We start from the raw sequence: 26252 nt of genomic DNA, 5'->3' as shown, positions 1-26252 counted from the left end.
AAATGGGCCGTCGTTCCGATGACTACGGAATAACATTCCTATAAAGATCAAGACATGGACAAACTCACCGCGTTCGACGCCTTCGTGCAATCGGCTGAAACCGGCAGCTTCGTAGCGGCTGGCCGCAAGCTCGGCCTTTCAGCCTCCGCGGTGGGAAAGGCGGTGGCGCGGCTTGAACAACGGCTGGACGCGCGCCTGTTCCATCGCAACACGCGCAACATGACGCTCACCGAAGAAGGGCGGCTGTTCCTCGAACGCTGCCGCCGCATCTTCGAGGAGGTGGAGGCAGCGGAAGCCGAGCTTGCCCGAGCCAATCGGACGCCAAGAGGGCGGCTGCGGGTCAGTCTGCCGCTGGTCGGCATGCTGCTGACGCCGGTGATGGCCAAGTTCATGCGCGCCTGGCCAGAGGTGCAACTCGACCTGGATTTCAGCGATCGGCTGGTGGACGTGGTGGAGGAAGGGTTCGATGCCGTCATTCGCACCGGGCAACCATCGGACAGCCGGTTGATGAGCCGCAATGTCGGCCGGTTCAAACTGAAGATCGTCGCCTCACCCGACTATCTGGCGCGATGCGGAGTGCCGGAATCCCCCGATGATCTGGCGCAGCACCAGTGTCTTCACCAACGCTCTCCCAGCACCGGCAAGATCCGACCCTGGCCGTTTGCTCGCGGGGAACGGCAGGCGAAGATTGTCCTGCCCGAACGGATGAGCGCGACGGCGGTCGATCCTCTGATCGAGTTGGCGGTCGAAGGGCTGGGCATTGCCTGTCTGCCGCCCTTTGCGATCCGTGACGAGATCGCTGACGGCTGTCTTGTGTCGATTTTGGGCGAGTGGGTGGAAGAGACAGATCAGTTCAACGTGCTTTGGCCGGCCAGCCGTCAGATCACGCCCAAATTGAGGGCGTTCGTCGACTTCATGGCCGAGCATCTGCAGCCGCAATAGGCATCGCGTATCGCGCCGACTCGTCCCGTTTCCGCTGTCATGGTGGCGGGCGAAGCGGCGGCGGCTTGAAGCGCGGTGCGGAAATCGGCGGCGTTTGCGTAGCTATCGCGCAGGGCATCGCGTCATAGCGTGCAATCGGCGGGGTTGGCGGGCCGAGAACGACGAAACAGAGAACTACGTCTACGCCATAGCCCTCTAAATTGCTTGCCCGACAAGGGTGGCAGATCACTTGCTTATGCTCATCCGGCGGGTCGTCGCTTGCCGTTGCTAGACCAGAACGGCGTTCACGGGGCGGCGGGGCGAGAAAGGCAGCGTCGGGCCGTAGCCGAAGCGCATGACGATATCGGGCCGCATTCCGCGTTCCCCGATCAACGCCGCCAATTCAGGCCGCAGCCGCGCGACCTCGACAGGCTGGTTGACGAAGGCGTGTTTGAGGCCGGAAGCGGTCGCGGCAAGCGCGAAACGCTGGCAGGCGCGACCGACCGCAATCCAGTGCGCCTTGTCCTCGCGCTCCGCCAGAAAGATCGCGATACCCGCCGAGGAGTCGATCTGACGCGCATATTTGTCGCTTTCGGCGCCAGCCTCAAAGAACGTGTCAAAGGCGATGTCACCGAGAAATTCCGGGAGCACGGGATTGCCGCTTGCGGCCGAGAACAGGCCGTCACCGGACGCCATGGCGCTGCGCGGATTGAACCGCAGCCATCGTTTCAGCTCGGCCATGAAGGCCGCATCAGCCATCTGCGCATCGTTGCCGGCAACGACCAGGTCCCGCACCTGATTGATCCGCGTACGGTCGGACAGCAAGACGAGACGCACTCCCGGCGTTTCGCTGGACCGTCGGAGCGCCTCGATATCCGCAGCAGGCACCGAGCGCCCGTCATATTCCGCTCGGGTGGATTGCCGCATGGGAATGGCGGCAAGCAGCGGGTGAGGACGGGCTTCAGCCCTGGAGAAGGAATAGCGGATGCGCTCGCCTCCAGCATCCGTTTCCAACTGCCCGGGCCGCCCGGTCGTGGCGGCGGCGATCAGCAGGTTCTCGGCCGCGCACCCGAGACTGACGAAGAGGTGATGATCATCAGGATCGACGACCGGTGTTGCGCGGGAGAGGTCGGGCAGAATGTCGATCGTGCTTTCCTCGACGCGAAACCGCCAAGGCTGGGTATTGTGGCCGTTGGCGGCAAGTGTTGCGTATCGGATGATGTCGGCGATGCCGGGGTCGGCGGGCACCGGGGCGCGAAGGCCGCCTGTATAGGCATCGAAGCCGCCCATCGACCCCACGGCCAATCGCCATCCGGCGGCGCCGCCACCAGCCAGCACGAGCGCACCGCCTGCGCCTATGAGTATGTCTCGCCTTCTCATGCCGGCTCCCTTCACCGCCATTGTACACGGGTGGCGCGACATTCGGTTGACCTCGGTCAAAAGGCCGATGCGCGGGGTACGCTGCCCTCGACGCCCTCATCGGCCTACCCCCAGATGACGATACAAGCTCAGGAATATGCCCTTCAATGGCGTGAGCGGAGCGGCCGCTTGATAGCCAGCAACTCAGTCACATCCCGCAGATCATCAGCGGTCGATACGCCGATCTTCAACCATTTCCCATCGCGGTATGTCGGGGTCGAATCGTAGAGATCGGCTAGCTGCGGCCTCAGGCTTTCGCGCCGCGCTTCGAGTTTATCTCTTTCAGCGCGGCCCATAACGACCACGACAGAGAACAGCCTGTATTCCGGCAGGAAAGTGCAGAAGGCACGCGATTTCTTGTATCGCAGAGACCACCCATGCTTCTTTCCGCCATAAATCCATTCAGGAATGAAGGTTCCGGGGTATGAACTCTCGATCCATTCCTGAAGGGCCTTCCAATGCGCAAAGGCGTCCAGCCCGGTCCAATCGCGAACGGACTCGTCACTCGGTGGAGCGGACTTGTCCGTAAGACGATCTCCGATCTGGGGCGACTGTTCCATGCTTCGTCCTTCTGGCACCGAAGTTCATCCTAAATGATGTGTTCTGGATCGCCGATCCGTTGTTGGGCTTGAAGCAATTTCTCAATCAGCCAGCCGTAGCGCGAAAGTCGGGTTCCGGGAAGCCGGAAAACCCAAAGAACGACGCTGAACGTGCATCAGTGCTACAGCTCGCGTTATCGTGCCCACAATGACGTGGAAGTGCGGCCGGGCCGAGTGAGGGCGACCCGGCCGCGCAACCGGCTCGGCCGGGCTGATGTGTGATCTGGCCGGGTTCGGCGGCGCTGTCCGGCAGCGATGAACGCGGCCATGTTCGCGGTCCCGGCAGGGGGAGAGCGCGGGATCTCGCTTTGTAGAGCCGTTTTGCCATTCCACCGTGAAATTGCTCGCGTTTCATCTGCCGGATGGAAACCATGTATTCGTCGCGGCATCCGAGCGGGGCGCGACCATTGAGATTTCAGGCTGCCATTTGTGTGGAATTGCCAATGTGCGGGCGTCAGGCGTCTCGCAGCCCCTGAAATCCCCGCCACCGTATTTTGGGTGCGACGCTACGTTAGTTCAACGAATCTCTCCAGCCGCCCAGCCGTGAGCCACTCGATAGAACCTTAGAATTCAATCACCACTGAAGGCGCATTGCGTCGTGCCTCGCCATGATACACAGCTTCGATATTGTTTCCATCGGGGTCGAGCACGAAAGCGGCGTAATATCCGGGGTGATAGGTCCGCTCTCCTGGTGCCCCATTATCTCGCCCGCCATGGGCCAGCGCTGCGCGATAGAAAGCGTCCACTGTCGCGCGATCCCCGGCTTGAAAGGCTAGATGATGGCGTCCTGTCAGTGCACCTAGTGCCGCCGGGCTTTCTGCCGAGGACACGATGAGTTCATCAGCCCAGAAATATCCGTCGGTCGTGCCGACGATGGGAATCTCCAACACGGCTAACACCGCCGTATAGAAGTCCTGGCTAGCCTCGAGATCGTGGACGACGAGCTGGATGTGGTCGATGAGCCGGCCGCGATACAGTTGGGTGGCTTCCATGTTGGTTCTCCTCGCAAAATGAGCTTGTGAATTTTTTCCTGAGCGGCGATGCGAATGATAACAGGCAAGCTCCTGCAACGCGCAACACTCAACCCCGCACCTGTCCAAGATCGCCGTAGTTGCAAGCCTCCGGCAAACCCGGGGCGATTCACCAATCGCCGAATCCTGTCAAAACAGTCCCAGGTGCTGCGCCTGACAATCTGCCAGAGCTTTGACGGATAGTTTCGTCCGGATTCAGGCATGAGCTAATGACGAAATGTCGGGCTGTAGCGTGGAATCGGCGGGGCTGGCGGGCCGAGAACGATAGAGATGATCACTACGTTTACGCTCTAGTCCTCTCTGCACGATAATTTTATGAAGAAACCAAGCTATCTTGAAGGTAACCCATGGCAGCCGAGGATGCTTAGCTGTGGATTGTGTCGCGGGTTTCCGGCGATTCTTGCGACGTATTGAAACCGTCAAGGAGGCTTAGGGCTGTTGTGCCAATGCCTTTAGCATCAACTCCACCAACCTTCCGGCCTTGTGCCCGCCCGCTCCACTAACGATTGGGCTATAGGACAGGGCCACGATGATGGCGACGACTTCCTCGGGCGCGCATGGCAGCCGTTGATCGGGAAAGAACGGCCGCATGGCTTCACCGACGCTGTGCCAACTCTGGCGGAAAAGCTGTCTATAGCGTTCGTCCAGAGTGCCGTTTCGCTGTGCCTGCTGCATCGCCTCGAACATCAGTATAGCTAGGCTTTGGGTCTGGCTACGTTCTTCCGCCCATCCCGATACAATCCCGATCATTTCCGAGGGGGACGAAGCGGCTTCGATCCGCTCAATCAGCATCGGCGTGATCTTGTCAGCTTCAGAAGCGACAATCTCAAGGAATATGTCCTCCTTAGACGCGAAGTGCGCATAGAAGGCCCCCCGGCTAAACCCCGCGTTCTCTGAAATCCCTTCTATCGTCGCGCCGGAATATCCTTCCTGCAAAAACGTATTCAGGGCGGAAATGACCAGCTTTTCGCGCGTGAGCGCCATGCTCTGGGTTCTGGTCAGACGGGCTGCTCGCGACTCGTTCGGCTTCATCGGGCGACATTAGCATTGCCGAATCCAGATACATAGTGTATTTGGATTCGAATTGTATTCATGGTGTCGTGGACACCGGCTTGAGAGCATCCATGCAACACCCTCGACCTCGCCCCCTCTCTCCGCATTTGACCGTCTGGCGCTGGCAGATATGGGCCATTGCCTCGATCACGCATCGCATCACCGGAATCGGCCTGTACGTTGTCGGGATGCTTATGTTCACTTGGTTTCTGGTGTCACTGTCGCTGGGACCGGAACCATATGCGATCTTCTGTTCTTTCGCCGGGAGCTGGTTTGGCCAGCTCATCCTAATCGGTCTGACATGGGCCATGTTCCAACATATGGCGTCAGGTATCCGGCACCTTTTCATGGATACTGGAAAGGGCTTTGGTTCTGTCGTATCACGACATTCAGCCGCCGCTACATTTATCTTTTCGATCACTCTTACCGTGACGTTCTGGATTTACATCTGGATTCGGTAGCTTGAATACTCAGCATCCCCAATCCGCGATTTCCGTCGCAAATCTCCTAATATTGCGACACAGAAGTCAGAGGGGACGGGGCGAAAAGGCCAACCGAAGCCGATCAACATTGTCGCGAATACCCTACTGCATCCTTTCCCGTTCGCATCATTGACAGCCTTTTGCAGAGTATTGGACATGCAGATCATTGAAACCGAACACTTGATCCTCAGGCCCTTCCGGGAGGGCGACGCAGCGGACCTCTTCGCTTATCTGCGCGCACCCACGGCCCGCTGCTTCCTCTCGCTCAAGCTCGCGGACCTGGCTGAGGCTGAGATCGAGGTCAGGAAACGCGCCCTCGACGAGGGCTGCGTGGCAATATGCCTGAAACAGACCGGCCAGGTCATCGGCGATCTGTTCGGCGGCGGCGGCGGCGGAGAAGATGAAGACGAGACGGCCTCGGTCGGCTGGAACCTCAATCCGCAATTCGGTGGTCAGGGATATGCGTTCGAAGCCGCAAGGGCCCTGCTCGACCATCTTTTCCGGGCAAAGGGCTTTCGCCGAATTTATGCCTATGTCGAAGACCACAACAAGCCCTCGCAGCGCCTCTGCGAAAAGCTTGGCATGCGCCGGGAAGGCGTGTTCATCGAGTTCGTATCGTTCATCAATGACGATGCGGGCAATCCGATCTACGAAAACACCATGCAATACGCCATCCTGCGCCGCGAGTGGATGTCCGGTGCTACAGCAATTGGTCAACCGCTTGGCATGACCGGCGTCGCAGGCGTCGAGACGTCGCCCAGGTGAGCCTGTGGCCAGGCACGCATTCCGTCACAACAAGGCTCATCGGAAAGCCGGCCGTCACCCGGCTGTACCGCGTCCCGAGCATCAGTTCCCGCCCGCCGCTTAGGATTTTGACCTGATCTTCGGCAGGAAAATAGCGCGACCAGTTCTCTGCATTGACGAGAAGCTTCCAGACCACTTCGGGCGGAGCTTTCACGTCGATGTCATTGAGCGCATAGATGGCCGAGATTTTCGGGTCGTACCGCTCGGGCCAGATTACATGGTCATACATTGTTCACGACGCCTTCTTGAACAGATCCTTGAAGATCAGCCGGCCCCAGCTGTTTCCGTGCGCCTGAACGAGCAGTCCGCCGTCGGACAGCCCGCCAAGCTTGATGGGCGCAAAGCCAAGATTTTCCGCGAGCGTCCCGATTTCCGACGCCGCGTCGTCGTCGTCGCTCGCCAGGAACACCACTCGCCGGCCACCATGCACCGCCGGATCCTGTTCGAGGACGCGCGCAACCAGATGGTTGAAGCCCTTGACCACCGTTGCGCCCGTGAAGGCCCGCGCGACGACCCTTGCCGAGGGCTGTCCGCCCAGATCCTCATCAGGCACGCCGTAGGCATTGGTCACGTCGACGATGATCTTCCCCTTCCAGGAGGGGAGCGCCTTCGCGACATCCGGATGCTGCTCGAAACGGACAGCCAGGAAGATGACGTCCGCCTTTGCCGCTTCCGCGAGCGTCCTGGCCGTGACTTCGGGTCCGATCGCGGCCGCGTCGGATGCGAAGCTTTTCGGGTCGCGCGTGGTCGCCACGGAAACGTTGATGCCGCTCCGGGCAAATGCCTTGGCGAGAGTCTGGCCAATCTCGCCGAAGCCGATAATTGCGTAGCTCATAATACTTCTCCGTTCTGGCGCTAAAGTTGGGGTCAGACCTGCGCCCAGCCACCATCGACTGCGAGATCTAGAGCGTAATCCGCTCACACTGTAGTGATTTGATAGCCGGCTTGGGCGAAGTAGTTGATTGCGTTTTGGGGGGGAACCCTTGTCGATGGCGGCTGCGATTGCGTCCTGGAGGGTGTCGTGGTTTCGCGCGGCAGTCTTTTTGAGGTGAGCCTTGATCTGCGAGAACGCCATTTCGATGGGATTGAAATCGGGGGAATAGGCCGGCAGATAGATCAGGGTTGCGCCGGCGCCTTCGATTTTCTCGCGCACGGCCGCCACCTTGTGCGCGGGAAGGTTGTCCATGATCACCAGATCGCCTGACCGCACCTGCTTCAGCAGCACCTGGGCGACATAGGCGGTCAATATATATCGCCATCCATCGCTCCGTCGAGGACCATCGATGCCGGAACTGGTGAGCGCGGCGACCAAGGTCGTGGTCTTCCAGTGGCCGTGGGGAATGGCGGCACGACACCGCTCGCCGCGCCTGGAACGGCCCCTCGCGCGCGCCATCTTGGTGTTGGTGGCGCATTCGTCGATGAAGAGCGCCGCTTGATCTCGAGATCGCCTTGCCTGCCGGACCAGGCTTGGCGAGCCGCCTTCACATCGTCGCGTTCCTGTTCGGCGGCATGGGCGGTCTTTTTTTGAGCGTCATGTCGTGACGGTCCAGAAGCCGCCAGATCGTGGCGCTGAATCCGGAGCCGTGCCACGCAGTTCGCGCAGTCCGTAGCCAATGGTGCTGCGCGCGATCCCGGTTGCCGCACTCACCGCAGCGACGCCGCCCCAGCCCGCAGCCAGCGCTTCCGCCGCCGCAAAGCGCCGGCGACCGAACTCGTCCAGCACTGGGCTGACTGCCTCATACCGGAGCTTGATGGTGGAAATATCGATCATTGCCCCTGTCTACAAACCAAGCCGTGATTTGGGAGTCCCCAAAATGCCAAATCTCGATTCAGAAATTTATCGACACTGCCTAAGAACGCAAAGCAGATCAATTGCTTTCGGCATTGCAACCGAAATAGCCACGTCACGCAGGCGGCCAAGATCGGCCAACAATTTATGACAGCTCCCGGGGAAACATGAGTTCAATGGCCGAAATGGAGGCGCTTAGCGGTCATCTGTGGGACGAGGGATCCCGGTCGGGCTGTATTTCGAAGCTGACCAGCGGCCTTTTCGTTGCGGGTAAGGCAGACGAGCCGGTTATCAATTCACTGTTTGTTCTTGGGTAAAATCGTGTAATGTGCATAACCTTATGGAAACTCTTCTCATTTGAAATCAAATCGTTGTTATGAGAAGCATCTTCTCTTAATCAGCGGGTCGTAGGTTCGAGACCTACATCACCCACCATTTTATCTCTCTGAAATTCATCAATGCTGAACCATTTGCGGTGACATGTTGCAGATTCCCCGCCTGGTTCTCGGTTTAGCCAACCTCCAATAGATTGATGACCGCGTTCTTGCGAAGGCCGTGAAAAGAGAATTCCTCACGGCGCATGAGCTTCTGCCGTTCAGTTCGAAAACCATCGACCGATCGGAAGGGAAGGCCCCTTGCGCCATGACAAGATGAAAGCGGATGATCTGCAACAGACCGCTGTTGCGCCATTCGTAGAAATTGCGCTGAACCGTCGAATAGGGCGGCGGGTCCCTCGGCAAGTGAACCCGCTCAACTTTTTTCGAGTTGGGCTCTCAGTGAGCCGGCTCGAACTGAAAAGGTTCGGCAGGCGTAAAATCTGCTGAAACCTCGCCCGATTGCAGCTCGACCATGTCTACACCCAAATTCAGCATCCGCACCCCGGCTTCGGGAGAGAAATCCAGATTATTCAGATCGACCCAGAACAGGTTCGGAGAAATCGCTGATTCAACGTAGAACAGCTTATCCTTATGATCTGCCACGACCCTCCAGCGCGTGGTAGACAGGTTCGGCGCCTCTGGCGTGGTAATGCCATAAGGGACAGAAGCGTTGCGGATCACACTCATGGCAGCTGCCGCCGCGATACGCGGGTCATCCGATTGGACCACCATGTCGATATAGGTGTCGGCACGGGCAAAACGATCAGGAGAACGGGTTGAGCCGGGCAGCACCTCACGCGGGTTGACGTCCTGCCAGTAATCGACCACCGCCAACTGCTGGTCGTATGGCGGATCATTCGTCATGGTGCGGTATTCAGGACCATGGTGGATGACCAGTTTACCTTCCAGCCATTCCAGAATGGCGCTGTCGCCGTTGGCGTCCGAGAGCGAAAGGTGCACTTTCGCCAAGCGTCCGGGCTGATCGGGAACGTCGGCAGTCACCACATCGAAGGGGTTGTTTTCCATATCAGCCACGGCTTCAGCAACACTGCCGTAATTGTCCAGAAAATACTGCGCCCAGATCGCCAGCGACATTTCGGGGGTAGTGCCGTCATTTTCAGGATATTCGGACGCTACCAGCCACAGCATATTGGCCACCAGGCCGGCCTCATTCATTCCATCCACGGTGGAGATATCATAACCGGAAACAATCATGCTTCCGTATTTTGATGTCCAGGTCAGTGAATTCTCGCCCGCTTCACCATTTCGGGACATGCCGCGCGGGAACACCCACAGATTGGATAGCATTGGCAGGCTCCAGTCCATGGAGCGCGCCGTCAAGATACGATTATCGGGGCCATGATAGACAACACGCGTACAGGCGTCGGCGATTGGCGCCGCGGCCACTGAAAGCGCGGCGGCCAGGGTCAGGCTGCGCCAAAGCGATCTGTTTGCTTTCAAAATCATCCCTCCAATTTTGTACCGCGGCCACCCCCAACAAGATTGGATGGGGGCGACCTGTTAGCACAACGTGGACGGTTGCAGGCGGGTTGGTCAAGGTTAAGTGATGACAAACGCATTTCAACCCACCATGTTATTCCAGCGGGCCACGATCCACGGGGCGAGCGTATGGCGTGCCGCCAGGCAGCGGCGGAATGCGTTCATGGCGCGCACGCCGGGTGGTTTGTTCGCTTCTCAGATCGTCGTAACCTGGGAAGCTGGGAAGCTGGGAAATGAATATCGGCATTTGCTCCCATGTCGGACAGCAGAACGGAAGATCATGATCGAGTTCATCGGCGTTTCCCCGTCCATCGTGGCACTGGTGCTTCTTGGGCTTCTGTTCGTTGCCTTCACCATCGAGAAATATCCACCGGATATCACGGCGGTTATCGGTGCGGCGGTGTTCATTGTCCTGGGCCTGGTGCCCACGGATGATGTGATGGCGGTTTTTTCCAGCTCCGCCCCGATCACGATCGGAGCGATGTTCGTGGTTTCCGGTGCACTGCTGCGCACAGGGGTACTGGACGCGCTTGCTGGCTTCATCGTGGAGAAGGCCAAATCTCGCCCGATCCTTGCGATCGCGATCTTCATCATCATCGCGGCATCGGCATCCGCTTTCATGAACAGTACGCCGGTTGTTCTCGTGCTGATTCCGGTTGTGGTGCGCCTTGCCGCGAGCCTGAGCATGGCGCCCACCCGATTGCTGATACCGCTTTCCTATACGGCAATTCTCGGCGGAACCTGCACATTGATCGGCACCTCTACCAATCTTCTGGTGGCCGGGGTCGCGCAGCAGAACGGTCTCGAGCCGTTTTCCATTTTCGAGATCGCGCCGGTCGGCATCATTTCGGCGGTCGTGGGCGGCGTCTCGGTTTTCGTGCTCGGCAAATTCCTGCTGCCGCACCGCGGTTCCGACCAGAATGTCGACAATGAAGAGACCCCCTTTCTGTCCGAGATCACCATTCTGTCCGATTATGCCGGAATCGGCAAAGCGCTCTCCGACGTCAGCGATTTTCAGCGCTCCGGTATCCGCGTCACAGGCATCAGGCGCGGAACCAGTATCGAAAGAAGCGGATTGCCCGAACACGTCATCCAGCAGGGGGATGCGGTGATCCTCATTGCCCCGACCTCCGAGCTCCTGACCTTCGAGGAGCAGGCGGGGCTGCAGGTCGGCTTGCGGCGATCGGTCGTTCTGGACCCTGATGCCGAACTGCGCGTGGCCGAGGTCATCGTATCGCCGTCGCGCAGAAGCTCCGGCGCCAGGATCGCGGATCTGGCGCTTGGAAGGCGCGTCGGCATGCGCGTCCTCGGCGCCTACCGCGCCAGTCATGTGGCAGGGCCGGACTTGCCCAATGTTCAGTTGCGCCCGGCCGACAAGCTGCTTCTCGAAGGCACCACCGAAGGGTTCAGCGATCTGTCGAGGGTCGGCGATGTCGTGTCCGTCACCGAACCTGGCGGCCGCGCCTTTCGGCGACGCCAGGCGCCGATCGCTGTCCTGACCCTGGTGGGCATCGTCACGCTTGCCGCTTTCAACGTCATGCCCATCGGTATTCTGGCGCTTCTGGGGGTTGCGGTTATTCTCGCGCTTCGCTGCATCGACAGCGACGAGGCATGGCAGACCATCGACGGATCCATTCTGGTCCTGATCTTCGCGATGCTGATTGTCGGCTCCGGCCTGGAGAACAGCGGCGCGGTCGAACTGGTCGTCAACATGCTGAAGCCATGGCTGGAAAACCTTTCGCCCGTTCTCATGCTGCTCGCCGTCTATTTCGTTGGGTCCATCCTGACGGAAACCGTCACCAACAACGCCGTTGCGGTGGTCTATACGCCCATCGTCATAACGCTCGCCAACCAACTCGGTCTTGATCCTCGCCCCTTTGTCGTCGCGGTGATGTTTTCCGCCAGCGCAAGTTTCGCGACGCCGATCGGCTACCAGACCAACACGCTCGTCTATGGGGCCGGAAACTATCGGTTCAGCGATTTCCTCAAGATGGGCATTCCGATGAACATCATCGTCGGCTTCACGTCCGTTTTCGCCATAGGTCTCTTTTTCCCGATGTGATTGCGGGGCAGGGCATCGCGCGCCCGAACCTGTTGAAGGGGTCTGGCGCGGTGAGCCGCCGCGAGGGAACGCGGCCGCTCATATTCACGCGCAGTCCAGCAAGGCACGCGCGTCTCAGACGATCTGCGGGCGCATGTCGGCACTGTCGATGTCGGCGACGACGACCGGCTTCTTCATGGCGTCGCGGCGGAAGGGTTCACCGAGTTCCTGGTTGATCAGCGCCTCGATGAGGGTGGTCTTGCCCTTCGTCATCTGGTCTTCCACCGCCTGCGCCAGCATTTGCGTCAGTTCGTCCATGGTGCGCGCCTGCACGCCCTGAAGGCCGCAGGCCCGCGCGATGCCGGCATAGGAGACCTCGAGGTCGAGCTCGGTGCCGACGAAGTTGTCGTCATACCAGAGCGTCGAGTTACGCTTTTCAGCACCCCACTGATAGTTGCGGAACACCACCATCGTGACCGGCGGCCATTCCTTGCGGCCGATCGCGGTCAGCTCGGTCACCGCGATGCCGAATGCGCCGTCGCCGGCAAAGCCCACCACGGGCGTATCCGGGCAGCCGATCTTGGCGCCGATGATCGATGGCAGGCCGTAGCCGCACGGGCCGAACAGGCCGGGGGCGAGATATTTGCGGCCCTTCTCGAACGATGGATAGGCATTGCCGATAGCGCAGTTATTGCCGATATCCGACGAGATGATCGCATCGCGGGGAAGGGCGGCCTGGATGGCGCGCCAGGCCATGCGCGGGCTCATCCAGTCCGGCTTGGCGGCGCGGGCGCGCTCGTTCCAGGTCGTGCCCGGATCGTCGTCCTCATGGTCCATGCTGGAAAGCTGCTGGGCCCAGCGGCTCTTGGTCTCGGCGATCAGCGCCTTGCGTTCGGCGCGGTTCGCCTGACCGGCCGAGGGCTCAAGTGCCGCGGCAATCGCGCGCGCCACCTTGCCGGCATCGCCGACGATGCCGACGCTGACCTTCTTGGTGAGCCCGATCCGCGCCGGATTGATGTCGACCTGAATGATCCTGGCGTTTTTCGGCCAGTAGTCGAAGCCGTAGCCGGGAAGCGTCGAGAACGGGTTGAGGCGCGTGCCGAGGCACAGCACCACGTCGGCCTTGTTGACGAGTTCCATGGCGGCCCTGGAGCCGTTATAGCCGAGCGGGCCGGCAAAGAGCGGATGCGAGCCGGGAAAGGCGTCGTTGTGCTGGTAGCCGACGCAGACCGGGGCGTCGAGCTGTTCGGCAAGCGCGATCGTGTCGCCGATGGCGCCCGAAAGCACCACGCCGGCGCCGTTGAGAATGACGGGGAATTCGGCCTTGCTCAGAAGGGCAGCGGCCTGCGCCAGCGCTTCCTCGCCGCCGCCGGGCCGCTCGAAGGTCACCATCTCGGGCATCTCGACGTCGATGACCTGGGTGAAGAAGTCGCGCGGCATGTTGATCTGCGCCGGGCCGCTCATGCGCTTGGCGTTGAGGATCACGCGGTTGAGCACTTCGGGAATGCGGGACGGGTCGCGCACCTCCTCCTGATAGGCCACCATGTCCTCGAACAGGGCCATCTGCTCGACTTCCTGAAAGCCGCCCTGACCGATGGTCCTGTTGGCGGCCTGCGGGGTTACCAGCAGAAGCGGCGTGTGATTCCAGTAGGCGGTTTTGACGGCGGTGACGAAATTGGTGATGCCGGGGCCGTTCTGCGCGATCATCATGCTCATCTTGCCGGTGGCGCGGGTATAACCGTCGGCCATCATGCCGCCCGATCCCTCATGCGCGCAATCCCAGAAGGTGATGCCTGCCTTCGGAAACAGGTCCGAAATCGGCATGAAGGCAGAGCCGATGATGCCGAACGCATGTTCGATGCCGTGCATCTGCAGTGTTTTCACGAAGGCTTCTTCAGTCGTCATTTTCATAGCTGGTCTCCTTCAGGGCGAAACCATCCACAACCGGTTTCGCGTCTCCTTCGACCGGGAAGATGTCACCGATAAATCCGTATATCAATACAAAATTGCGCTTAGCAGAATTAAATGCATTGAGTTTGCGAGATGGCAACCACGGGAGGAAACAGGTGAGGGCCAATGAAGGTTATATGAAACGTAATCAGGAAACAGTTGTAAGTAATTGATAATAAATATATTTTTCATTCATTGAATGTCGCTTCCAACGCGCGGCGCGACGGATCAACAAGCTCCCGGCAGATATGAGGTCGTGCGCGGTACGCAGCAGCGCTATCGTCATGACCGGGGTTTCAAGCAAGATCGGCTTTGGGCGACCGTCACTTTTCCCAGCGTTTCTTCCTGCGGGGCGAAAGCGGCTTCAGCGGATGAAGCGCGTAGGAGGTTGGCCTTCCCAGCGCCATGGCGACAACCCGATAGGCGCGCCGGTAATTGAAGAGGCCGCCGACGAAAAAGAGAATGCTGCCGACGAGATATTGCCAGGCCAGAAAGCCATCCAGCAGGGTTTCGTCGCGCTCGCTGGCGAGCGACCAGAGATAGGGGATCGAGGCAACCGCAAAAAGCGTGGAGCCGACCACGAATGTCAGGGCAGTGAGGTTCATCATCTGCAGGGTAACGAGATCGTCGGCCTGGACGATCTGGATGACATTGATCACGGCGCCGGCCACGAACATTATGCTGCCGATGATGAAGCACCAGGCGCCTGCCGTGAAAAGCCCGACGGACGACAGGAAGAAAATGCTGCCGACGACGAACAGAACGGTTCCCAGGACATAGGTCCAGGCCGCCCAGAACTCCAGCCTGTCCCACACGGTCGCCGGGTCCGTGCGCTGTCTGGCGTATGTGAACACCTCGAGCAGATCGTGCCCGGTCACGGCGAGGTAGATCAGGGAGCCGAAAAAGAAAATCCACGCCCCAAGATCGGCATAGGCCGAAAGTGCCGGAAAGAAGCAGATGCTTCCGAAGATGAAGATCAGCCCGCCAGCCTGATAGGCCATCGCGTTGATGGTCTCCCAGCGGAAGTTCTTTCTGTCCGCGGGCGTCTCGGCAATCACATCGTGAAGACGCGGTCGATTGACGAACATATGCGGCATGCGGCACCCCATTTCCGGAAACAATGCGCACGGCGAAAGAATCGATTAAATCGTCGATTGGTGAAAATCTGGTGAGAGCGCAGGGGTTCGAACCCTGGACCTACTGATTAAAAGTCAGTTGCTCTACCGGCTGAGCTACGCTCTCCCGAGCCGGGTAACCGGCTGAAAGTGGGCGGAACATAGAAAGGGTCTCTCACAAGGTCAACCCGGTATTTCACCGCGAAAGCGATAATGCTGCGGTTTTCGGCGCGCGTAAAGGTGATTGGATTTGAACGGCCATCCGGTTTAAGACCGCCGGATGCGTTCCGGGGTCATTTGCGTGGCCCCGGAAATGGGGTAAGGGCTTCGCCTGCGCCCGGAATGCAAGGTGTTGGAGCAGGTTTCTTGTCGATCGGCGATATTTCCTTTCTGAGCGCGCTTCTGGCGGGCGCGCTGTCATTTCTCTCGCCCTGTGTGCTGCCGCTGGTGCCGCCTTATCTCTGCTATATGGCGGGAATTTCGGTCGACCAGCTCAAGGGCGGCGGCGAGGCGAAACCGCCGAGCCAATGGGCGGTGCTGCTGCCGGCCTTGTTCTTCACGCTTGGCTTCGCGACGATTTTCGTGGCGCTCGGGGCCGGGGCATCCACCATCGGCCAATTGCTGCGCCAGCACATGGACATCCTCAGCAAGGTCGGCGGCGTGGTCATCATCCTGATGGGGCTGCATTTCCTGGGCGTGCTCAGGATCCCGATCCTCTCGCGCGAGGCGCGGTTTCACGGCGGCGGCAAACCGGCAAGCGTCACCGGGGCCTATATCATGGGGCTCGCCTTCGCCTTCGGCTGGACGCCCTGCATCGGGCCGGTGCTGGGGGCAATTCTCGCCGTGGCCGCCACCAAGGCCACGGTCGCAAACGGCGCGGTGCTGCTGGCGGTCTATTCGCTCGGCCTTGCCGTGCCGTTCTGGATCGCGGCGTTCTTCTCCGGGGCCTTCATGCGCTTTCTGGCGCGGTTTCGGAAACATCTGGGTGCTGTCGAGAAAATCATGGGCGTGCTGCTGATTCTCACCGGCGTCGCCTTTCTTTTCGGCTTCATTGCCGATATGGCGATCTGGTTTCAGCAGACCTTTCCGGTTCTCTCGCGGATCGGTTAGCATTTCGCTGTCAGGTGGAATCACCTGACCGCGAAAATGCGGCAAAAGGAACGGTTAGAGCGGGTCCGGGCAAAGCGGACGCCGCCGCGCTGCCCGCGACGGAGCGATCGGAGCCATGGCCGATATTCTAGCGCTGCTTTTCCCGTTCTTCGGGCTGATCGCGATCGGTTTCGGCGCGGCGAAGATCTTTCGCCATCCAGAAGAAGGCACCGCCTGGCTCAATATCTTCATCATCTACGCGGCGTTGCCGGCGCTGTTCTTCAAGCTGGTGTCGCGCACCCCGTTCGAGCAGCTGACGCGGCTCGATTTCGTCTCCATCGATCTAGCTGCGACCTATACCGTGTTCGGGCTGCTTTTTGCCGTCGGCTACCTCTGGAAGCGCAACGGCGTCCGGGAAACCACGATCCAGGCCTTCGCCGGTAGCTATGGCAATATCGGCTACATGGGACCGGGGCTTGCGCTTCTGGCGCTGGGAGAGGAAGCTGCCGTTCCGGTGGCGCTGATCATCTGCTTCGAAAACGCGCTGCATTTCATCGTCGCGCCGACGGTGATGGCGACTGCCGGCGGCGGGGCAGGGCGTTCGCTGATCCGCCATATCGTCATGCGCGCATTGCTTCACCCGTTTGTGGTGGCGACGGCGCTGGGCTTCGCGGTCGCCGCAACCGGATTTGCCGTGCCCCAGGCCGTCAACCGGCTGGTGGATTATCTTGCCCAGGCGGCAGCACCTTGCGCGCTGTTTGCCATGGGCGTCACGCTGGCGCTCAGGCCGGTCAGGCGCGTGCCGGCGGAAATCGGCTATATCGTGCCGGCAAAGCTGATCCTGCACCCGCTTCTGGTTTATCTGTTCATGATGGCGCATGGCGGGTTCGACCCGCTCTGGGTCAAGGCGGCGGTGCTGCTGGCGGCACTTCCCACGGCGACGAACGTCTTCGTCATCGCCCGCCAATATGGCATCTGGTATGAGCGCGCCTCGGCGGCGATCCTGATTTCAACGGTCTGCTCGGTGGCGACGCTTGGGGTAGTCTTGGCGTTGATCAACGCCAATGCCATTCCGTTTTAGAGTTTGTCAGGGAAAAGTGGAATCCGGTTTTCCCGAAAAGACAAACGAAAACAAATAAATCTAGAGTCTGTCTGGTTCGATTTGAACCTGACAGACTCTAGGGCGGAGCGCCTCGCGCCAGGTGCGGCATCCCGCCGCCCTGTGGCATCATTGTCCGCGATTGCGCCTGTCAAGCGATGGGCGCGATGCGTAGTATTCCCGTTTCCTGCGGTACATTTCGGTGTCGGCGCGCCGAACAGCGGATTCGATGGTCTCGTCGCGCTCACAGTTCGCAACCCCCACAGAGATGCTGATCGGCGCGTCGGCGTAAAACTGGTTGTTGATGTTCAAAAGCTTGCCGATCTGCTCCACCGTTGCCTTGACGTCTTCTTCGCCTGCTCCCGGCATGATCACGGCAAACTCGTCGCCGCCGATACGGGCGGCGCAATGGGGCGCGCTGACGGCCTCGCTCAGCACCTCGCCGAGCCTGCGCAAAAGGCCGTCTCCGGCGTCATGGCCAAGCGCGTCATTGGCCTCCTTCAGGCCATTGAGGTCGATGATCAGTATGCCGATCGGACGAAACTTCTTGCGCTCGAGCCGATTGATCTCCTCGGTATAGTAGGAGCGGTTGTAGAGCTTGGTCAGCACATCGTGGCGGCCGAGATATTCGAGATAGGCCTCCGCCTTCTTGCGCGCGGTGATGTCGGTCAGCGAAATCAGCACAAGCGACCAGTCGTGCTCGCGACCCGGCAGCACCGAGAAATGCAGCAGCACGTAACGCTCGGAGCCGTCGAGCGCATAGTTCATCACCTCATGGGTGTGAAACAGACGGCCTTCCCAAAGATCGATCAACTGCTCGCGAAAATGCTCGTCGACGTCGTCGCGAAAGATCGCATGCTGGTTCTGCAACAGGGTCTGCCGGTCGGCGGCGCGGAACATGTCGAGCGTGGCCTGATTGACATCGATCACCTTGATCTCGTTCAGGCACTGACGCACGAATTCGGGATGGACGTCCATGAAAACCCGAAGGTCGACAATGTGGCGGGAACGCAGGTCTTCCAGAAGACTGCGGATACGCGAGAAATCCTCGACCCAGAGCGATACCGGCGAATGCTCGAACAAGCCTTGCGCATAAAGCGTCTGCTGGCGTTCGCGGCGATGGGCGGCCTCGCGGACGGAGACGTCCTCCGTGGTCAGCAGTATCCTGTCCAACGCCTCCTCGTGGCCGGGCAGTATCCGGCCGCGAAGCTGGATGTCGAGCCGCTGGCCGGAAAGCGTGTAATTGACCGTGTTGCTTGAAAAGGCGTGCTTGCCTTCAAAAAGCTGGATGAGCTCATTGATATGGCTTTCCAGCATGTCGTCGCGAAACACCTGATCGATGTTGGCGACGAGATGCTCCATGTCCTGGGCTTCGAACAGGTCGAGCGTCTTGCGGTTCACCTGCAGCACCCGGATCGCCTGGGAACAGGCGGTCACGCGCGAACGGTCGGCGCGCAGGAATCCCTCGATATCCGTTACGCCGGCCGAACGCCAGCGGTCAAAGAGGCTTTTGACACCACTGAAATCCTCGACCCACATCGCTATGGGCGCGAGTTCAAACATCTGTTCAAAAGAGCTGTGTTCCAACTTAATGCTCATCATTATGTATCTCATCACCGCGGAGGCAGGCGATGGATACGCGACCCCCGATGCAGTAACATGAAAGCGCAACCATCGGTTCACTCATATGCCGATTTCGTCGAACGCGAACTTATATAGATTTGTACCGGCCAAGAACTATAGGGATATCTGCCAGAATTTGCCGCCTGCAATCGTTCGGTTTCCGCATCGTTCCCGGCCCGCCAGTGGTTGGGTCGGTTCGGTATCTCCTCGGACACGCGGAGCGGCGACAAATGCCGTTTCGACACCAGATGTATGTGACTTGCGGAGAAACCTCAACCCTCGCCGTTGTGCTGCCTGCTTCCCGTTCTGCGAATGGGCTTCGGATCGCCTAAGCAGCGGGAACATTCTCGCATTCGTCCGGGGTGCGGATACGACCGCTGGATTTTGGGCTTGATTTTTATTGCCGAGGCGCAAAAATTGCGTAAGAAGGGCAGGCGTCGGCGCAAGACCGCCGGCGCGGACAATCAAAGCGGAGCAAAAAGCGATGTCGGCGAAGATTTACCGCCCCGCCAGATCGGCGATGCAACAGGGCAATGCCAAGACCCATCAATGGGTGCTCGAATTCGATCAGCAGGCGCCGCGCACGATTGATCCGCTGTTCGGCTATACCTCGTCCTCCGATACGCTGCAGCAGGTCAAGCTGCGCTTCGAGAGCCAGCAGGACGCCGAGGACTATGCCCGCCGCAAGGGCATCGCCTACCGTGTGCTGCCGCCGAAGGAAAAGACGGTGAAGGTGGTATCCTACTCCGAAAACTTCAGCCCCAATCGCAGCCAGCCCTGGACCCACTAATCCGCACTCATCAATGCGACGACGCGGGGCGAGAGCGTCGCCGCTTGTGTTTCACACGCACCTCAGGCATTGATGCGGCCTGTTTCCGGCCCCTTAGCTCAGCTGGATAGAGCACCGGCCTTCTAAGCCGACGGTCGCAGGTTCGAATCCTGCAGGGGTCGCCAATCTTTTCAATGGTTTAGTTCTATTATTTCCTAGGCAATTCAGCCGGTTTACAGGCTGGTTTACAGTTTCCGTTTCTCTTGTGTTCTTTTCTTAACCTGTTGGCACGTCGCTGGGGCCGGGAACGGGGCGACGCGGGCGATTGCTCAACCTCCGTCGATCAGCGTAAATACCAACCGGACTCGGGTCGCGGTTGGATGAAAATCAATGGCAGGTCAACTTCGCTCAGATATCACGCAACGCCCTAACGAGCGAATTTATTACGGAACTAATTTTTCCTTGGTCATCAGTGGACTTCAGGAATCTCTCCGCATTCCGAAGATGTGCGAATTCATCTGGCCGTCCGCCGGCGCCAATATTTTTCACTTCAAGGTAACCCGAATGTTGCAGTATATCGCGTGTTATCTCCCAGTCGGCCCTTTCTACCAACCTCCTCCCTCTTTTGTCATCTTTCGAAAGTCTTACCCAGTGACTCCTCAACATCATTCGCGCAAGAATTCCAAGGGTATCGGGAGTGTCAATTTCTCTCGATGGCTGTGATCTGTAGTCATCTTGCCCAAGTATCTCTTCAATCTTAGCAAGATCGCGATAAAATGTTTCATCCCCGTCGGTGGCCTGAAGAATCAATGTGTGCACTTTGGGGAGAGATGTCCCAAACCTTGTGATCGTGGACACGATCATCTCTCCAACCTCACACTCCTCAAAATCGCATGAATGAAGGTCTGCATGAGATATGTCCAATCGATTTATGTACACTCGACGCAGGCGTAAAGCCGGAGTTTCTACCATTAAGGCGTCTAAAATCGATCCACCAGAAAGTACAAATGGCTTGTCGACGTGCAAGTCAGAAGCGCAAATAAGACCAATCGCCGCCAAGTTCGAAAAAGATGTTGACGCTGACGCATGATCTTCTAAGAGTGTTGAGACTTTTTGAACCAGATCACAAGAAAAATCTTTTGTTTCAAGTGATAAAAGAGCTCTAAATACTGATAGGTCAGATGCGGACAGCTGAGTTCTTCTAATTCCCAGAGGCGTTAAAACGCTCTCGCCAATTTCATACATCAGGTGTCGTGAATAGAAGAAAGCCTTGACTTTTTCGTGAGGGAACGTCCGGTTGTCACGGTCGCCGGTACCAAGCGCCGGCTCTAAGAGTGTTAGTGTCTTTGCCCTCGCCGTGAGAGCCCGACGAAAATCGTCTTTTCCTGGAGCGTGTTCCTCGCAAGCAAGTTCGACGGCCACTTCCAGCAAAGCGGCATCCACGTGGTCAATTTCGTAATCGACCATTGTTCTCGCGGCCTCTGTGAGGATCGAATAGACAATTTTTCTTCCTGTCTCGATCGTCACATCCGACGGAATTCCAAGCTTGTCGATTTCTCGGTTCACGATATTGTCACAAAGGGAGATAATCGGCTCATCGCCGCTATTTAGGAAGTCCTCTGGCTTGGTTTTTGAAATTTGAGAGACAAAGAAGGGGCGGCGAAGCCAGTAGAAGGCCCGGAGTCTCTCTTGTAGCTCGCTTACGTAAGCCTGCCATTCAGGGTTTACCGTGGAAATCCAGTTGGCTGCATCAGCCGCCTCTGGAAAATCCAGCTTTAGAGAGTGCAAACCGGATCCTGCAAGTTTGACCGAAGGGCCGATAAGGTTTCGCAGTGTCTCCAAACCAATGAACGAATCTCGGCCTGACAAAATTATCAGACTGTCGCCACCAACATCGCTAATGAGCTCGCGAAGTGCGGACCAAGAATTATCGTATCCGCGGCTATCAGATAGCTCATCAAAGCCATCAATCGCCAACGCAATGAGATTTTGCCTCATGAGAGCAGGCAGCTCAACTCGATTGAAATTAGCTCGCAAGGCAGCAAGAGAACCGTCGATACGATCATCGATAGCTGAAAGGATTTTCCCAGCGCTTGTTACCGGAATTACGAGGGGTTCCATTCCAAATCGCTGCGACACCTTGGTCGCCCGACTAAGCGCAAGGCGTTCGATGAAGTGAGTCTTGCCAGCGCCAGCAGGGGCCTCTAATCCAACCACGCCACCTGAAACCAGCTCTGAAAGGAACTGGTTGACCTCTTCAAATGTTCGCGCTCGGCTTGTTCCGCGATCTATGCTGAACGGCACCTCCATCCAATTGGTTGCAGACGACGAGTAAGCGTGCTTGATTGCCTTGGCCAGATATCCAAGGTCTGAAAAGTCTCTGTTGGCCAATAGAGACCTGAAGCTACCGGCTACTACGGATCCCCGTTCAAGGCTGTAGATCTTTCCATCGTTCTCGCGGCGCAGCGCAATTCTGCGTCCGCGCCGCTCAAACTCAGCAGTCCAGTTTCCATTTTCATCGTGCCTAAAACTTGAGGGTGAGAAAGGATCGGCGAAAAGTTTGAGATCGGACAACTCCTGCTCAACCGAAGTCATGCGCGGAGCTCCTCTGGTCCAAGGATTAGGTCAGAGAGTTGGGATGCGTGCGAATGGTTTTTCTGAATCGTGTTCATTAGGGTTATGTCTCCACCGAGCGATTCGCCGGCAATAAGTCCAGGAAAAATGTCATCGTCGTTACTGACAATGATGATTTTGAGATTTTCCTTTAAGGTCGCCAAGGTAATCGCATCAGCGACGATTGATGTATCCACTTGCTTCTCAATTGTTCGTTCACACCGAAAGCCGTCGTGTGCGACTCGTTTTACATGCTTGCAAAGTTGGCATCCGCACTCTGATCGTGAAGTGAACGGGAAATGAACTCTGGAAGTTCTTTCTTTGCGGCGCCCGACTTCGTCTGCCAAAAGGCTATCGCCACGATAAAGACCAATTGAACTGGGCAGGAATAACGCTGTTTTCAGAGTGGTGCCCATTCTACGACGTTTAGCATATCCATCGAACAGTTTATTGTAATCTTTTAGAACCGGCGTAGGAGTTCCTCCGCGCATCCATCCGGCATACAGTCTGAAGATGATCTCCCAACGCTCGGGTTGAGCGACTTCCATGATAAGCCGTTTTTCAACCAGAAACTCGACCTTTCGGAGAGCAACCTCACTGCTGGAACCAGGGGAACCCCGATAAAATTCTGATCTGACCTGCCCCCACCAGTCTACAAGGACAAAGCATCTTCGTGCGGTTTTGCTCATAGTTTTTACCTCATAGATGCGATGCGCGGTCTGCTGACAACCGTTTCGTGCGCGAATACAATGCCTACGATCCAAAGCCATTTATCTGGAAAGCGGACCCAGACGACATCATCGCCGTACGAAACCGAGGGTTCCAAACGTTGGAGTCAAACCACTAGGCCGTCTCCTTTGTTCGATTAGAGATAGGCCCTAACCAACCAAAATTCACGCGGCTTCATTCGACCTTCTTCATCTTCTTCGGACATCAGAAGTATATCTCCCTTAATTTCATCACGTCCGAAAATCGTTTCCGGGTTAAGTTGCTTCTCTAGGTGCATTGGGATCCTGTCATCGAATAGATCTGGGCAGTGGCCCGCCCAACCCTTTCTTTTTCGGTCTTTGTCCATTGCATGAAGGATAATCCTTACGTCATGGAAAAACTGATTTTCGGTTTCAGGGGTGTCTTGCGCTGGTTCTTCGTATGGTAGCCCGGCAGCTGTCTGAGCATCCCGCACAGCACTTGGACTAATCAGTATCTCTCCACTTCTGTTTTTTATTGATGCTTCTGTCTGGCCCCGCGTCGGGGCGAATATTTTCTGAGAGGCCGACACCAATACTCTGTGGCTTTTGCCGGTAAACAAAACCTCTACTGCTGCAATGACCCGATTGAGACTAAGGCCAAGTACGCCGGCGGCGCGCCTCGCGAGATCGTCCTGTGCCGATTTGATATTCTCTTTTGATCGCTCGGGAAAAAGTGCATCGAAAACCTTGGAAATCCCATAAATCGCGATAAGCATGATAAGCACTGTAACCAGTGTATCATATTGTTCTGGGATTTCTGCCCCTGTCAAAGCTTCTAGTAGGGAAGGCACCTCACCCTCCAATTCGTCTTGGTAGGTCAGCACTAAAGATACAGCGAAAAGCTCCTTTAAGGGGCTTTGTTGGCTTAGGTAAACGACTGACACTTTCCGTGTATCGACACTCAGCCCAGGTATCAGGTCCGCCATCAACTTCGCCGCGGATTTGGTCAATCTGGCATGGGCTTCTAAGGACTTTACGAGGTCATCTATTGCAACGGCGTCGGTGACGTCATATTCGATACCATGATTAAGTCTCGCTTCCATCTACTTCCCCCGGCCCAACTTCAGAGGCATAGGAGCACAGCGTGTGATTTTTGTGGAGTCCTTTGTAATCTGTTGGTTTTGGGCGTTAGGAAGTCCGTCTCACGGGCTAATGCCCTTTCTTTCCATGCGCAAAATCACCGCGTCGCTAGCCTGTTGGTCGTCCGCCAGATAGTGCTTTTCGAGGACTGAGCGGACCTCTGAGATCGTGTGGCCGGAGATGCTGGCGATTTGTTCTATGGTGGAGCCTTCGCGGCGGCGGGCAGTGATGAAGGTGCCTCGCAGGTCGTGGAAGGTGACGTCTTTGATGCCGAGGCGGATCATTTCTTTTCGCCATGAGGTTTGGAAGCCGTCTTGTGTCCAGGGGCGGCCACGGCTGTTTGTCAGGATGTTTGCGGACCGTACCTTTCGGTCTTCGGCGGCTTGCTTGAGCTGGTCGATCAGGGTTTTCAGGTCCTTGTGCAGGCGGACCTTTACGCGTTTGCCGGTTTTTCCCTGTCTCAGTGACAGGTGGGTGCCGTCGTATTGTGGCCATTTGAGCGCGAGGATGTCGCCCTGGCGCTGACCGGTGTAGACGGCGACCTCCATTGCGGCGACGATGTGTGGTTTTCCCTGTTTGCGAACCTTGTCGACCATCTCGTCGGTCCAGACGAATTCACGCCTCGATCCGCGATAGAGCCGGTCTATGCCGGCGCAGGGGTTCTTTTCGATGTATTCGTGCTTGATCGCATACGAAAAAACCTTGGAGAGGGAGAACAGGAGCTTGTCCGCCTTCCGAGGGTTTTTCGCAAAAGATCTATGCCAGTCCCTGATATCGCGTTTCATGCCGCGCTGCTGGGTGAGGCGCGCGGGCAGGCGGGGCCAACGCTCCCTGATGAGACGGAACGCATAGAGGTGGTCGCGTTGGGTTGAAGCAGACAGCGTCAGAAAGTCGGGGTTCGGCTTCGTTTCCGAGCCGGTGAACAGGTCGATCAGGCTTTCGAGTGTCAGGACGCCTTCCGTTGAAGCTGCCAGCTCGTGCTGGCGGTATTCGGCGATGAAGGCGTCTTTGTCTGTTTTGGGGTCTGCGCTGATGCGTGGTCCGCCGCGCCATGCGTAGTGGTAGTAAACGATCTTTCCGCTGGCCAGTTTCTTCCTGACCTTGTGCACGCCCTTAAGCTCTGTCACGACGCGCATCCTTCTCCCTCCAGGCGAAATAGTCATCAAGACTATTCAGGTTTTCCGGCTGAGACCGGTCGACAAGGTCGTTTTCTGAATTATTCCCGCTATCTGCGTTGATTACAACTGTGCCGTCGGGGCGCACGCTGATGGTTCGAACGTCCACGCCGGCGGCTCTGACGGCCATGATCGCGCGCTTAACGGCATCCTGAGTGAATGGAATGGTTCGGCGTGCCATGGTTACCTTTTCCTCCATGCGTCAAAATCTACCACCATGGCGCGCCAGCGCGCGGCGGCTTCGCTGCTTGTGTTCAGGTCGGTTCGGCTTGAAATGGCCAGGACCGAGCGCACGCGCGCGGCGACGCGTTCATCTGTCAGCGGGCGTGCGAGGGCGTGTCGGACTTCAATGAATGCCTTGAAGGCGGGTTCGCTGCATTTCATCGCGCATTGGGCGGCGTAGTTCTTTGTCGGTCTGCCGCCTCGTGCCTCCAGCTCCAGCTGCAAGCGTTCGATTTCGGTCCGGCGCCTTCGGTCGAGTTTGGCCGCTGCGTCAATCATGCGGATCAGGTCGGCCGGTATCTCGACATGCTTGAGCAGCAGTTCGCGATTTGAGGCAGGGCATGTGGCGGGCACGAGCGCCAAAACTTCGGGCTCGCCCGGGTCCATGCTGACGGCCTCGAGGTGAAGGCCTTCGATGTCAGACGAAATCTGGAGAACTGGGGCGGAGCCCGCGACGAGTTCGCGAATACGAGCGAGGCGGTCCCCGGCGGGAGTTCGCTCGGGCATCATTGGTTTCGAGACCGATGACGTGAAAGCGTGGCCTGTGTTCGCTTGAGGCCTCGGTGCATCGCGATTCCGCCGATCAAGGAAAAGGCTGTGATCGCTGCGCAGGCTCCGCAAAAGAAGCCGATCATATGGTCGATAGTCATGCATTTCCCCCGATACATCCGCATTGAAAGATATGCTTTCATATCATTATCAGAAAATGAAAGCAATGCTGTCAAATTGACGTACCGGCTGCCGAGCGCTGA

Annotated in this window: 23 protein-coding genes, 2 tRNA genes and 4 pseudogenes; 9 read left to right on the top strand and 20 right to left on the bottom strand. The window is 57.9% G+C overall.

The features are described from left to right. Nucleotides 1–54: 54 nt before the first annotated feature. Nucleotides 55–942: a LysR family transcriptional regulator gene (locus HQ843_RS18870; RefSeq protein ID WP_180901716.1), complete on the top strand. Its 888-nt coding sequence runs from the start codon at nucleotides 55–57 to the stop codon at nucleotides 940–942. A 267-nt stretch (nucleotides 943–1209) separates the two neighbouring features. On the opposite strand, the gene HQ843_RS18865 is transcribed toward HQ843_RS18870, so the two are convergent. The 4 genes from HQ843_RS18865 to HQ843_RS18850 form a co-directional block, all read right to left on the bottom strand. Further along, entirely contained in the window at nucleotides 1210–2301 is a 1092-nt protein-coding gene (locus HQ843_RS18865; protein WP_180901717.1) for an Acg family FMN-binding oxidoreductase, read from the bottom strand. Nucleotides 2302–2444: 143 nt separating this feature from the next. Continuing rightward, nucleotides 2445–2900 carry a DUF3788 domain-containing protein gene (locus HQ843_RS18860; protein WP_180901718.1) on the bottom strand — a complete coding sequence of 152 codons (456 nt, stop codon included), beginning with the start codon at nucleotides 2898–2900 and terminating at the stop codon, nucleotides 2445–2447. Nucleotides 2901–3502: 602 nt separating this feature from the next. After that, nucleotides 3503–3931 carry a VOC family protein gene (locus HQ843_RS18855; protein WP_180901719.1) on the bottom strand — a complete coding sequence of 143 codons (429 nt, stop codon included), beginning with the start codon at nucleotides 3929–3931 and terminating at the stop codon, nucleotides 3503–3505. A 468-nt stretch (nucleotides 3932–4399) separates the two neighbouring features. Next, on the bottom strand, nucleotides 4400–4954 hold the full coding sequence (locus HQ843_RS18850) for a TetR/AcrR family transcriptional regulator (RefSeq protein WP_180901720.1): 555 nt from the start codon (nucleotides 4952–4954) through the stop codon (nucleotides 4400–4402). Nucleotides 4955–5094: 140 nt separating this feature from the next. On the opposite strand from HQ843_RS18850, the gene sdhC reads away from it, so the two are divergent. Both sdhC and HQ843_RS18840 read left to right on the top strand, forming a co-directional pair. Then, nucleotides 5095–5484 (top strand): succinate dehydrogenase, cytochrome b556 subunit, encoded by a 390-nt coding sequence (gene sdhC / locus HQ843_RS30085; protein WP_180901721.1) that lies wholly within the window; start codon nucleotides 5095–5097, stop codon nucleotides 5482–5484. 177 nt (nucleotides 5485–5661) lie between these two features. After that, nucleotides 5662–6270 carry a GNAT family N-acetyltransferase gene (locus tag HQ843_RS18840; protein WP_180901722.1) on the top strand — a complete coding sequence of 203 codons (609 nt, stop codon included), beginning with the start codon at nucleotides 5662–5664 and terminating at the stop codon, nucleotides 6268–6270. On the opposite strand, the gene HQ843_RS18835 is transcribed toward HQ843_RS18840, so the two are convergent. The 6 genes and pseudogenes from HQ843_RS18835 to HQ843_RS18815 form a co-directional block, all read right to left on the bottom strand. Further along, complete coding sequence (locus HQ843_RS18835; RefSeq protein WP_180901723.1) at nucleotides 6206–6538, bottom strand: SRPBCC family protein; 333 nt, start codon at nucleotides 6536–6538, stop codon at nucleotides 6206–6208. The genes HQ843_RS18840 and HQ843_RS18835 overlap by 65 nt on opposite strands. 3 nt (nucleotides 6539–6541) lie before the next feature. Next, entirely contained in the window at nucleotides 6542–7144 is a 603-nt protein-coding gene (locus HQ843_RS18830; protein WP_180902127.1) for an NADPH-dependent F420 reductase, read from the bottom strand. Between the two features lie 210 nt (nucleotides 7145–7354). Then, nucleotides 7355–7702: pseudogene (locus HQ843_RS29525) on the bottom strand (transposase); the annotation flags it as partial. Between the two features lie 159 nt (nucleotides 7703–7861). After that, nucleotides 7862–8080, bottom strand: a pseudogene (locus tag HQ843_RS18820) (ISAzo13 family transposase); the annotation flags it as partial. A 659-nt stretch (nucleotides 8081–8739) separates the two neighbouring features. Beyond that, a pseudogene (locus HQ843_RS29520) lies at nucleotides 8740–8838 on the bottom strand (IS5/IS1182 family transposase); the annotation flags it as partial. A 33-nt stretch (nucleotides 8839–8871) separates the two neighbouring features. After that, nucleotides 8872–9942: a linear amide C-N hydrolase gene (locus tag HQ843_RS18815; RefSeq protein ID WP_180901724.1), complete on the bottom strand. Its 1071-nt coding sequence runs from the start codon at nucleotides 9940–9942 to the stop codon at nucleotides 8872–8874. Nucleotides 9943–10255: 313 nt separating this feature from the next. On the opposite strand from HQ843_RS18815, the gene HQ843_RS18810 reads away from it, so the two are divergent. Further along, nucleotides 10256–12037, top strand: coding sequence for an SLC13 family permease (locus HQ843_RS18810; protein WP_180901725.1), 1782 nt, complete (start codon nucleotides 10256–10258; stop codon nucleotides 12035–12037). A gap of 114 nt (nucleotides 12038–12151) precedes the next feature. Here HQ843_RS18810 and xsc read toward each other — a convergent pair whose 3' ends face one another. The 3 genes from xsc to HQ843_RS18795 all read right to left on the bottom strand — a co-directional run bounded on the left by xsc (nucleotide 12152) and on the right by HQ843_RS18795 (nucleotide 15208). Beyond that, on the bottom strand, nucleotides 12152–13927 hold the full coding sequence (gene xsc, locus HQ843_RS18805) for a sulfoacetaldehyde acetyltransferase (RefSeq protein WP_180901726.1): 1776 nt from the start codon (nucleotides 13925–13927) through the stop codon (nucleotides 12152–12154). A 362-nt stretch (nucleotides 13928–14289) separates the two neighbouring features. Further along, the gene (locus HQ843_RS18800) at nucleotides 14290–15063 is read right to left on the bottom strand and encodes a YrhK family protein (RefSeq protein WP_180901727.1); all 774 of its coding nucleotides are present in this window, start codon (nucleotides 15061–15063) and stop codon (nucleotides 14290–14292) included. 69 nt (nucleotides 15064–15132) lie between these two features. Beyond that, nucleotides 15133–15208 (bottom strand) — tRNA-Lys (locus tag HQ843_RS18795). A gap of 239 nt (nucleotides 15209–15447) precedes the next feature. On the opposite strand from HQ843_RS18795, the gene HQ843_RS18790 reads away from it, so the two are divergent. Next, on the top strand, nucleotides 15448–16191 hold the full coding sequence (locus HQ843_RS18790) for a cytochrome c biogenesis CcdA family protein (RefSeq protein ID WP_180901728.1): 744 nt from the start codon (nucleotides 15448–15450) through the stop codon (nucleotides 16189–16191). Nucleotides 16192–16306: 115 nt separating this feature from the next. After that, entirely contained in the window at nucleotides 16307–17251 is a 945-nt protein-coding gene (locus tag HQ843_RS18785; protein ID WP_180901729.1) for an AEC family transporter, read from the top strand. Nucleotides 17252–17398: 147 nt separating this feature from the next. On the opposite strand, the gene HQ843_RS18780 is transcribed toward HQ843_RS18785, so the two are convergent. Next, complete coding sequence (locus HQ843_RS18780) at nucleotides 17399–18871, bottom strand: sensor domain-containing diguanylate cyclase (RefSeq protein ID WP_246710156.1); 1473 nt, start codon at nucleotides 18869–18871, stop codon at nucleotides 17399–17401. A gap of 505 nt (nucleotides 18872–19376) precedes the next feature. Here HQ843_RS18780 and HQ843_RS18775 point away from each other — a divergent pair. Continuing rightward, nucleotides 19377–19682: an ETC complex I subunit gene (locus HQ843_RS18775; RefSeq protein ID WP_180901730.1), complete on the top strand. Its 306-nt coding sequence runs from the start codon at nucleotides 19377–19379 to the stop codon at nucleotides 19680–19682. An 87-nt stretch (nucleotides 19683–19769) separates the two neighbouring features. Further along, nucleotides 19770–19846: transfer RNA gene (locus tag HQ843_RS18770), tRNA-Arg, on the top strand. 223 nt (nucleotides 19847–20069) lie between these two features. Here the strand turns inward: HQ843_RS18770 and HQ843_RS18765 are convergent. Together HQ843_RS18765 and HQ843_RS18760 are read right to left on the bottom strand one after the other, a co-directional pair. Then, nucleotides 20070–22256, bottom strand: coding sequence for a hypothetical protein (locus HQ843_RS18765; protein ID WP_180901731.1), 2187 nt, complete (start codon nucleotides 22254–22256; stop codon nucleotides 20070–20072). Next, nucleotides 22253–22963, bottom strand: a complete 711-nt coding sequence (locus HQ843_RS18760) for a PIN domain-containing protein (RefSeq protein ID WP_180901732.1) — start codon at nucleotides 22961–22963, stop codon at nucleotides 22253–22255. The genes HQ843_RS18765 and HQ843_RS18760 overlap by 4 nt, the downstream gene beginning before the upstream one ends. Nucleotides 22964–22998: 35 nt before the next feature. On the opposite strand from HQ843_RS18760, the pseudogene HQ843_RS29515 reads away from it, so the two are divergent. Then, a pseudogene (locus HQ843_RS29515) lies at nucleotides 22999–23121 on the top strand (IS630 family transposase); the annotation flags it as partial. Between the two features lie 18 nt (nucleotides 23122–23139). Here the strand turns inward: HQ843_RS29515 and HQ843_RS18755 are convergent. The 4 genes from HQ843_RS18755 to HQ843_RS18740 form a co-directional block, all read right to left on the bottom strand. Beyond that, complete coding sequence (locus HQ843_RS18755; protein ID WP_180901733.1) at nucleotides 23140–24066, bottom strand: hypothetical protein; 927 nt, start codon at nucleotides 24064–24066, stop codon at nucleotides 23140–23142. Nucleotides 24067–24165: 99 nt separating this feature from the next. Then, nucleotides 24166–25239 (bottom strand): tyrosine-type recombinase/integrase, encoded by a 1074-nt coding sequence (locus tag HQ843_RS18750; protein ID WP_180901734.1) that lies wholly within the window; start codon nucleotides 25237–25239, stop codon nucleotides 24166–24168. Beyond that, on the bottom strand, nucleotides 25217–25459 hold the full coding sequence (locus tag HQ843_RS18745; protein WP_180901735.1) for a hypothetical protein: 243 nt from the start codon (nucleotides 25457–25459) through the stop codon (nucleotides 25217–25219). The genes HQ843_RS18750 and HQ843_RS18745 overlap by 23 nt, the downstream gene beginning before the upstream one ends. Nucleotides 25460–25461: 2 nt before the next feature. Next, a complete protein-coding gene (locus tag HQ843_RS18740) occupies nucleotides 25462–26007 on the bottom strand; it encodes a hypothetical protein (RefSeq protein ID WP_180901736.1) in 546 nt (181 codons plus the stop codon). Between the last annotated feature and the right edge of the window lie 245 nt (nucleotides 26008–26252).

Source organism: Martelella sp. NC20, assembly GCF_013459645.1.
GTDB lineage: Bacteria > Pseudomonadota > Alphaproteobacteria > Rhizobiales > Rhizobiaceae > Martelella.
The sequence above is the reverse complement of the archived record's forward strand: the minus strand, read 5'-3'. Positions and strand labels throughout refer to the sequence as shown.

Bases quoted from the DNA above. Each gene is read 5' to 3' on its own strand.
- HQ843_RS18870 (WP_180901716.1), top strand. From the start codon at position 55: ATGGACAAACTCACCGCGTTCGACGCCTTCGTGCAATCGGCTGAAACC.
- HQ843_RS18865 (WP_180901717.1), bottom strand. From the start codon at position 2,301: ATGAGAAGGCGAGACATACTCATAGGCGCAGGCGGTGCGCTCGTGCTG.
- HQ843_RS18860 (WP_180901718.1), bottom strand. From the start codon at position 2,900: ATGGAACAGTCGCCCCAGATCGGAGATCGTCTTACGGACAAGTCCGCT.
- HQ843_RS18855 (WP_180901719.1), bottom strand. From the start codon at position 3,931: ATGGAAGCCACCCAACTGTATCGCGGCCGGCTCATCGACCACATCCAG.
- HQ843_RS18850 (WP_180901720.1), bottom strand. From the start codon at position 4,954: ATGGCGCTCACGCGCGAAAAGCTGGTCATTTCCGCCCTGAATACGTTT.
- sdhC (WP_180901721.1), top strand. From the start codon at position 5,095: ATGCAACACCCTCGACCTCGCCCCCTCTCTCCGCATTTGACCGTCTGG.
- HQ843_RS18840 (WP_180901722.1), top strand. From the start codon at position 5,662: ATGCAGATCATTGAAACCGAACACTTGATCCTCAGGCCCTTCCGGGAG.
- HQ843_RS18835 (WP_180901723.1), bottom strand. From the start codon at position 6,538: ATGTATGACCATGTAATCTGGCCCGAGCGGTACGACCCGAAAATCTCG.
- HQ843_RS18830 (WP_180902127.1), bottom strand. From the start codon at position 7,144: ATGAGCTACGCAATTATCGGCTTCGGCGAGATTGGCCAGACTCTCGCC.
- HQ843_RS18815 (WP_180901724.1), bottom strand. From the start codon at position 9,942: ATGATTTTGAAAGCAAACAGATCGCTTTGGCGCAGCCTGACCCTGGCC.
- HQ843_RS18810 (WP_180901725.1), top strand. From the start codon at position 10,256: ATGATCGAGTTCATCGGCGTTTCCCCGTCCATCGTGGCACTGGTGCTT.
- xsc (WP_180901726.1), bottom strand. From the start codon at position 13,927: ATGAAAATGACGACTGAAGAAGCCTTCGTGAAAACACTGCAGATGCAC.
- HQ843_RS18800 (WP_180901727.1), bottom strand. From the start codon at position 15,063: ATGCCGCATATGTTCGTCAATCGACCGCGTCTTCACGATGTGATTGCC.
- HQ843_RS18785 (WP_180901729.1), top strand. From the start codon at position 16,307: ATGGCCGATATTCTAGCGCTGCTTTTCCCGTTCTTCGGGCTGATCGCG.
- HQ843_RS18780 (WP_246710156.1), bottom strand. From the start codon at position 18,871: ATGATGAGCATTAAGTTGGAACACAGCTCTTTTGAACAGATGTTTGAA.
- HQ843_RS18775 (WP_180901730.1), top strand. From the start codon at position 19,377: ATGTCGGCGAAGATTTACCGCCCCGCCAGATCGGCGATGCAACAGGGC.
- HQ843_RS18765 (WP_180901731.1), bottom strand. From the start codon at position 22,256: ATGACTTCGGTTGAGCAGGAGTTGTCCGATCTCAAACTTTTCGCCGAT.
- HQ843_RS18760 (WP_180901732.1), bottom strand. From the start codon at position 22,963: ATGAGCAAAACCGCACGAAGATGCTTTGTCCTTGTAGACTGGTGGGGG.
- HQ843_RS18755 (WP_180901733.1), bottom strand. From the start codon at position 24,066: ATGGAAGCGAGACTTAATCATGGTATCGAATATGACGTCACCGACGCC.
- HQ843_RS18750 (WP_180901734.1), bottom strand. From the start codon at position 25,239: ATGCGCGTCGTGACAGAGCTTAAGGGCGTGCACAAGGTCAGGAAGAAA.
- HQ843_RS18745 (WP_180901735.1), bottom strand. From the start codon at position 25,459: ATGGCACGCCGAACCATTCCATTCACTCAGGATGCCGTTAAGCGCGCG.
- HQ843_RS18740 (WP_180901736.1), bottom strand. From the start codon at position 26,007: ATGCCCGAGCGAACTCCCGCCGGGGACCGCCTCGCTCGTATTCGCGAA.